The sequence below is a fragment of the Saccharomonospora iraqiensis subsp. paurometabolica YIM 90007 genome (genome assembly GCF_000231035.2).
In the GTDB taxonomy this organism is placed as follows: domain Bacteria; phylum Actinomycetota; class Actinomycetes; order Mycobacteriales; family Pseudonocardiaceae; genus Saccharomonospora; species Saccharomonospora paurometabolica.
On sequence record NZ_KI912261.1, the window covers coordinates 22,236 to 28,406 of the forward strand.

The 6,171-nt window shown below is 69.7% G+C and carries 4 protein-coding genes; 1 reads left to right on the forward strand and 3 read right to left on the reverse strand.

What is annotated here, in order from left to right:
* Nucleotides 1-163: 163 nt before the first annotated feature.
* The 3 genes from SACPADRAFT_RS0222760 to SACPADRAFT_RS34365 all read right to left on the reverse strand — a co-directional run bounded on the left by SACPADRAFT_RS0222760 (nt 164) and on the right by SACPADRAFT_RS34365 (nt 4,795).
* On the reverse strand, nt 164-1,213 hold the full coding sequence (locus SACPADRAFT_RS0222760; protein ID WP_007026051.1) for a class I SAM-dependent methyltransferase: 1,050 nt from the start codon (nt 1,211-1,213) through the stop codon (nt 164-166).
* Complete coding sequence (locus tag SACPADRAFT_RS0222765) at nt 1,210-3,867, reverse strand: HAD family hydrolase (RefSeq protein ID WP_007026052.1); 2,658 nt, start codon at nt 3,865-3,867, stop codon at nt 1,210-1,212. Before SACPADRAFT_RS0222765 ends, SACPADRAFT_RS0222760 begins: the two co-directional genes overlap by 4 nt.
* Before the next feature lie 478 nt (nt 3,868-4,345).
* Entirely contained in the window at nt 4,346-4,795 is a 450-nt protein-coding gene (locus SACPADRAFT_RS34365) for a MerR family transcriptional regulator (RefSeq protein WP_198048381.1), read from the reverse strand.
* A gap of 85 nt (nt 4,796-4,880) precedes the next feature.
* On the opposite strand from SACPADRAFT_RS34365, the gene SACPADRAFT_RS0222775 reads away from it, so the two are divergent.
* Nucleotides 4,881-5,690 (forward strand): purine-nucleoside phosphorylase, encoded by an 810-nt coding sequence (locus SACPADRAFT_RS0222775; protein WP_007026054.1) that lies wholly within the window; start codon nt 4,881-4,883, stop codon nt 5,688-5,690.
* Nucleotides 5,691-6,171: the final 481 nt, after the last annotated feature.

A 6,171-nucleotide genomic window follows, 5' to 3' on the forward strand; every position in this document is an offset into this window, starting at 1 on the left:
GGGGCGCCGTGTCGGCACCGACGGCCGTGGCCGTGGCCGTGGCCGTGTTCGTGGCCGCCGCCGTGGCCGGCTTCGCGCTCACCCGGATACTCGGCGGCTGAGCCGTGCGCGCACATGCCCGCTCCGGGCGCGGAACGGGCGCGTCGGCACCGTCGTCCCCTCCCTACCGACCCGACGAACGGCGCCACATCCCCCGCACCGCGCGCTGAAGTGCCCCCGCGAGGTGGACAGTTTCCTCCCGGAGCCGTCCTCCGCGTTCGTGCCGGATCCGCGGATGCGCACGTCCGGCCTGCAACCTTTCGATCTCACGACACTGCGCGGAGATCGTGTCCGCCATCCGGTCCGCGTCCCGCGCGTGCGCCACGGCCTCGTGCTGGAGTTGGAGAACCCGCGTGTACAGCGCGATCCTGTTGTCCTCCATGGCGGCGAGCAGACGGGATCCGCTGTAGGGCCGGAGGTCCCTCATCAGGGACGAGCAGTCCGACGAGGCACACCGAACCAGGACACCCATCCCGAAGATCGCGGGAACCAGCTCCAGGTGCCACGGGTCGTCACCGAATTCCCGGAGGACGTCTTCCACGGCCGTGAGCACGCCGTTGCGGTCACCCCCGGCTCGCGTGGACGAGGTGAACGCGCCCATCCCGACGAATCCGGCCGGGGTCAGTTCGTCGTGCCAGACGGTGGGTCCGTCCGTGCTGGCAGGCTTCCGGTCTTCGGGGGGAAGAGTCGAGGGTTGGTAGTAGAGATCCCGTCTCGAACACGGCCAGAGCAGGTCGTGGCAGACGACCGTGGCTTCCGGGGCGTGGGCGAGAATCCATTCCAGCTCCCGGCGGACCGTCGCATAATTGTGGTCCCCGTCCAGGACGTAGAGATCCGCCACCGGAAGTTCGGCGAAGGCCCGGGGCGAGGGGGTCGTCACCAGCTGCAGTGCCTCGTTGCCTGCGAGAGTGGCGCGGAGCCCGTCCGTGGGACTCGGCTCGACGCAGTACACCGTCGAGGCTCCGAGTTCGGCGTACATCCCGCTGACCGCGCCGGACTCCACACCGACTTCGACCACGGTCTCGACGTCCCGATGGGCGAAGACGATCTCGAAGATCTCCCGGAACAGTGCCATCGAGTGCAGCAACAGCGGTCGGTGACGCGCCCGGCGGGCCTGCACATGCGGATCATCACGGGTGCCGATGTGCTGCGGGTCGGGAGAGTGGGCTCTCATCCCCGCGCCGCCAGACGGCGGATGACCATGCGTGCGGCACCTGCGGCGATCCCGGCGACCCCCCGGGCCCGATACTCCGTGCGCGCCCGCCCCGACAGACGTGCGAGTCTCGAGGCCGGGGGAACCCGAGGGGTGAACCCGGAGACCCATTGCGGCAGCATCGCGAAGGCGATGGTGATCCGTGCGGACGTGACCGGCGCACCGGCCCGGTCCGCGAGGGGCAACCACAGTGCCGCATGGGGGGACCCGAACTCGACCATGTTGGCTCCGAGCCAGGTGCACTCGGCGAAGGTGAGCCCGGCGAAGTCGTCCGGCTTGTCCCATCGCAGAACCCGTGGTTCGGCGTCTCCCCCGGCGATCACCGTGGCCTCGATCCAGTCGACACGCACGATCGCGGGGCGCCCGGGAATGGCCAGGGAGACATCGGTCGCGCCGTCGGTTTCGAAGTCCATCCGCGCGAAGGACAAGCCGTTGTGGTTGATCCGGACGCGTCGGCGCGGACCGTCGTGCCACTTCTCGTCCGGGGTGCGGAACCGGAGTCGGGTCTCGGACGGTTCCCCGGCGGGTTCGAACATGCCCGGGTCGACGAGCCCGTTCGCCAGTGCACGGGCCGCGGCGCTCAGCCGCGTGTCCGAGGCCGCGATCAGGGCCGGCCAGAACGCGTCCCGCATTCCGAGGTCGTCGAGGTCGTTGGGCGACAGGTAGGGAACCGCGGGCCTCAGGTCCTCGGGAAGGATGCGGGTGACCACGGAGGATCCGAAGTTGTCGTCGTGCGCCCAGTTGCCGAACACGGCGGCCTCGTCGGTGGTGGGGCATTTCAAGGCAGCGGTGAGTATGGTGGCCAACCGGTGCCGGGCGCTGTCCGTGAGTGCGGGCCAGGTACCCCCCGAGTGTTCGACGTAGCGATTCCACTGCCGCTGAAACGCCAGGATGCCGTCCTGGGTACTCCGGATCTCGGCATCCTGGGACTCGGAGCCGGCACGGGGTCCGAGGACGGGAGAGCCCTCATCGGTGAAATCGACCAGCGAGCCGCACAGGGCGTTCGTGCATTGTTCGATCACCTCGGGGCTGCGACGGACCGCCTCGACGGTCTCGTGGGGCTGCCCCGCCTGGCCGAGGTAACCCGCAGCCGGTAATCCGGCGTGATGAAGCCTGGTGGAACGCTCGTCGGTGGCCAGGTAGAGACCCGAGACCCGCGTTCCGCTCTGGACGATCCGCAGGGTCTGGGCCAACTGGAGTTGAATCGTTCCGCCCCATCCCAGGTCGACCAGGACCAGTTCGGGGCTGTCCAGCGCCCCGCTGTCATGCAGCGCCCGGAGGAGCCGCTCCCGCGCGGCGGTCACCGCGACCGCGAGACGGTTCCGAAGATGTGGGGTCTCGGTGAGAACCTCGCTCACCCGGTCGACGACGTCGTCGTGATCGAGAACGGTGTCCAGTTCTCCGGCGAGGCCGGGCACGTCCCCCGGGCGCAGGTGGAGTGTCGCGAGCAGTCGGGAGACGGTCAGCCGGTAGCTCTTGCGGACGAACTCGCGGACCGAGTCCCGGTCGAAGCAGTCGAGCGAGGCGATCGACGTCACCTGCCGCGACAACCACAGTGTTTTGGCTTCCACCTTCCAGTCCCGCGACCGTGCCGCCTGATTGACGAGGTGGGCGAGCAGTTCCCCCTCCCGCATGGGGCACCAGACCACCGGCGTCCCGCAGCGGTGCGCCTGGAACGCCACCCATTCGGCGAATCCGGTCAGCACCGGACCGAGTACCGAGGCTCCGTACCGCCAGGCGGTACCGACCGCGGCGCTGGTCGGGGACGGGGCCGACCCGAGGGTCCGCGCGCGCAGACTGGTCAGCCCGAAGTCACCGTGCTCCGGATCGATGTGTGCCCCGAAAGGGCCGAACGTCTCCGCCGACTCCTGCTCCCGTTCCAGGACATCCGCGAAGTCCTCGTCGATCCGCTGGTAGGGCACGGTCCGCACACCGAGCGACGCCGGGATCACGTGATCGGCGCGCGCGTTGTCCCCGACATGCACGACCTGCTCCGGGCTGCAGCCGAGCTCGTTCAACACGATCGTCCACAGTCCGGACTCCTTGGCCGCACCGTGCTGCTGCGACCGGAAGACGCGTGCGTCCCGCAGTGTGTCCAGCTCCGGACGGTCCAGCAGGTAGGCGAGCTGTTTCTCGGTGAAGTACGTGTCCGAGACCAGCACGATCGGGACCTCGTACTTCTCGGCCAACCGGAGGACGTCGGCCATGTCGAGATCCGCGACTGTGAAAACACGTTCGACCTCGACCTCCGTCCGCACCAGGTCGTCGAGCGGTGTCCCGTCGAACAGCGACAGCGGCATCGCATTCCAGATGTCGAACAGCGAGACCTCGCCGCCCAGTGATTCACTGCGGCCACGGGCATCGTGTTCCGCGGCGACCCGCATGCGGCGGAACGAGGTGTCGGTCAACCACGGGGGGCACACACCCGCACGTCTCAGTCGTGCACCCAGGATGCCGAACAGATCCGCGGGATGCGGCACGCGCCGCCACAGGACGGTGTCGAATATGTCCAGTGACAGGACCGGGCACGCCCCGTCGTTGAGCACCCGGTGCAGATACTCCAACTGCCGACGATTCTCCGCACGCCGGGATCCGAAAGCCGGGGAAAGCCGCACATCCGCCTCCTGTTCGAACTGTGCGTGGGTGCCGTGGCAGTGCCCCACACGCGGCCCCACACGCGGGGAGAGCCGCCGACGTCGACGCACGATCACGCCGGTGACCGGGTGATCCCGGGTCGCAGCTCCGGGACCGGAACTCCGAGGAATTGCCGAACCCGCAAGGATTCGGCAGGACTCCGCCCGGGTGACAAGCGTTCGAGGGGAGCATCGACGCGAAACCGGAACGACTGTCCGGCCCCGCCTACGACCCGGCATCAGATATCCAGCGAAATTCGCATGAGAGATTAGCTCATGAATACCGACAGGTCAAACCGGATCATCGATCGCACCCCGAAGGAGTGAATTCCTCGACGACAGATCGAATTCGGACGTTATTTGCTTTCCGGCATTCGTCGCTCAACCCCGCCGGCCGGGTACCGCTCTCCCACACCCGACGACCGCACGGTCGGCGGCCGGGCCCACATCTCCCGGCGCGTCACTCGAACCGGCGGGACGAGGCGCCGCCCTGGGCGAGCCTGCGCAGCACGACCAGCAGCGCGTCCCCGAACACGGTGCCCACCACCGCGGACTCGACGACGGACTCGGTGGAGGCGAGTCGGGACACGTGGTCGAGGTCGGCCTCGGCGATCTCCTCGGCCGCGTCGGCGTAGCGGTCGACCATGGACGCGAGTTCGGGATGGCCGAGTGAGCGCACCGTGGCGAGCACGCCGACCAGCGCCTCCACCACCGGGGAATCCTCCCCGGGGTCCCAGCCACGCTCGGCCATCAGCTCCCCGGCCTTCGTGCGGGCCCAGTCCGCCGACGCGTCGTCCACCTCGGCCCCGGTCAGCGGCAGCCCCCGCTGCGCGAGCCCGAGCACCTCGTGCAGCGAGGTCTCCTCCGCCGCCATGGCGGCGAGCACCTCCTTCACTTCGGCGATGGACAACCCGCCCACGTCGAGCAGGGCGTCGCTCCCCGGTCGGCGGTGCGGGCGGTCGGGGACCGAGCCGGAGCGCCTAGGCTGCCGGACCGTGAACGAGAGCAGCGACACGCAACCCCGTGAACTCGCCGCCGCGGCGGCATCCGTCCTCGCCGAGCGCACCGGAGTCGACGCACACGACGTCGCCGTCGTCCTGGGCTCCGGCTGGCGTCCGGCCGCCGACGTCCTCGGCGAGCCGGACACCGAGGTGCCGCTCGGCGAGCTGCCCGGTTTCGAGACCCCCGGTGCGGTGGGGCACGGCAGCACCGCCCGGTCGCTGAGGATCGGCGACCACCGGGTCCTGGTGCTGCTCGGCCGGACGCACCTGTACGAGGGCAAGGGCGTCGCCCGTGTCGTCCACGGGGTGCGCACGGCCGCCGCGGCCGGTGCGCGCACCGTGCTGTTGACGAACGCGGCGGGCGGGCTCCGGGACGGGCTGGAGGTCGGCCAACCGGTGCTGATCTCCGATCACCTGAACATGACCGCCACGTCCCCGATCACCGGTGCGCAGTTCGTCGACCTCGTCGACCTCTACTCGGACCGGCTGCGGCAGCAGGCGCGGACTTTGGACCCGGGCCTGTCCGAGGGCGTCTACGCCGGACTGCCCGGCCCGCACTTCGAGACCCCCGCCGAGATCCGCATGCTGCGGACCCTCGGCGCGGACCTCGTCGGAATGTCCACGGTGCTGGAGGCCATCGCGGCCCGCGCGGAGGGCATGGAGGTCTTCGGGCTGTCGCTGGTCACCAATCTGGCCGCGGGTATCACCGGGCAGCCGCTCGATCACGAGGAGGTCATCGAGGCGGGCCGGGCCTCCGCGGAACGCATGGGCGCGCTGCTGCGGGGCCTGGTCTCCCGCGTCTGAGCGTCATCCGCGTTTCGTCTGACTGCCGGTGGCGATCGGCACGTCGGCGATCTCCCGCGTGGTGGTCATGGTGACGGCCCCTTTCCCCGAGCGCGGCCCGCCGTGCCGGAACGTCCGGACGGCGATCCCGTGTGATCTTCGTCGATCAATTTCGCGCAGAATTGACGGCTCGACAATTACCCGATCGGGTATCACCCGGAGAATGGGCGCCACTTCGCCGGATACGGTGAACGGACCGTTTCGCGCTTTCCCGTCCGGGATTGCCCGTTCGCGATTTCCCGGATGCAACTTCCTCCCGCCGCGGCGCGGAACCGGGTGGACCGCGCCCGGGCACGTCCGCACCGGTTGACATCATGGCGGGATGGACGACACACCCGCGGGACTCTCCGCCGAGGTGCGCGACGCCGCCGCGCGCTGGCTCGCCGACGACGTCGACGACGCGACCCGCGCCGAACTCGACGCGCTGCTCGCCGCGGCGTCG

Bases quoted from the DNA above. Each gene is read 5' to 3' on its own strand.
- SACPADRAFT_RS0222760 (WP_007026051.1), bottom strand. From the start codon at position 1,213: ATGAGAGCCCACTCTCCCGACCCGCAGCACATCGGCACCCGTGATGAT.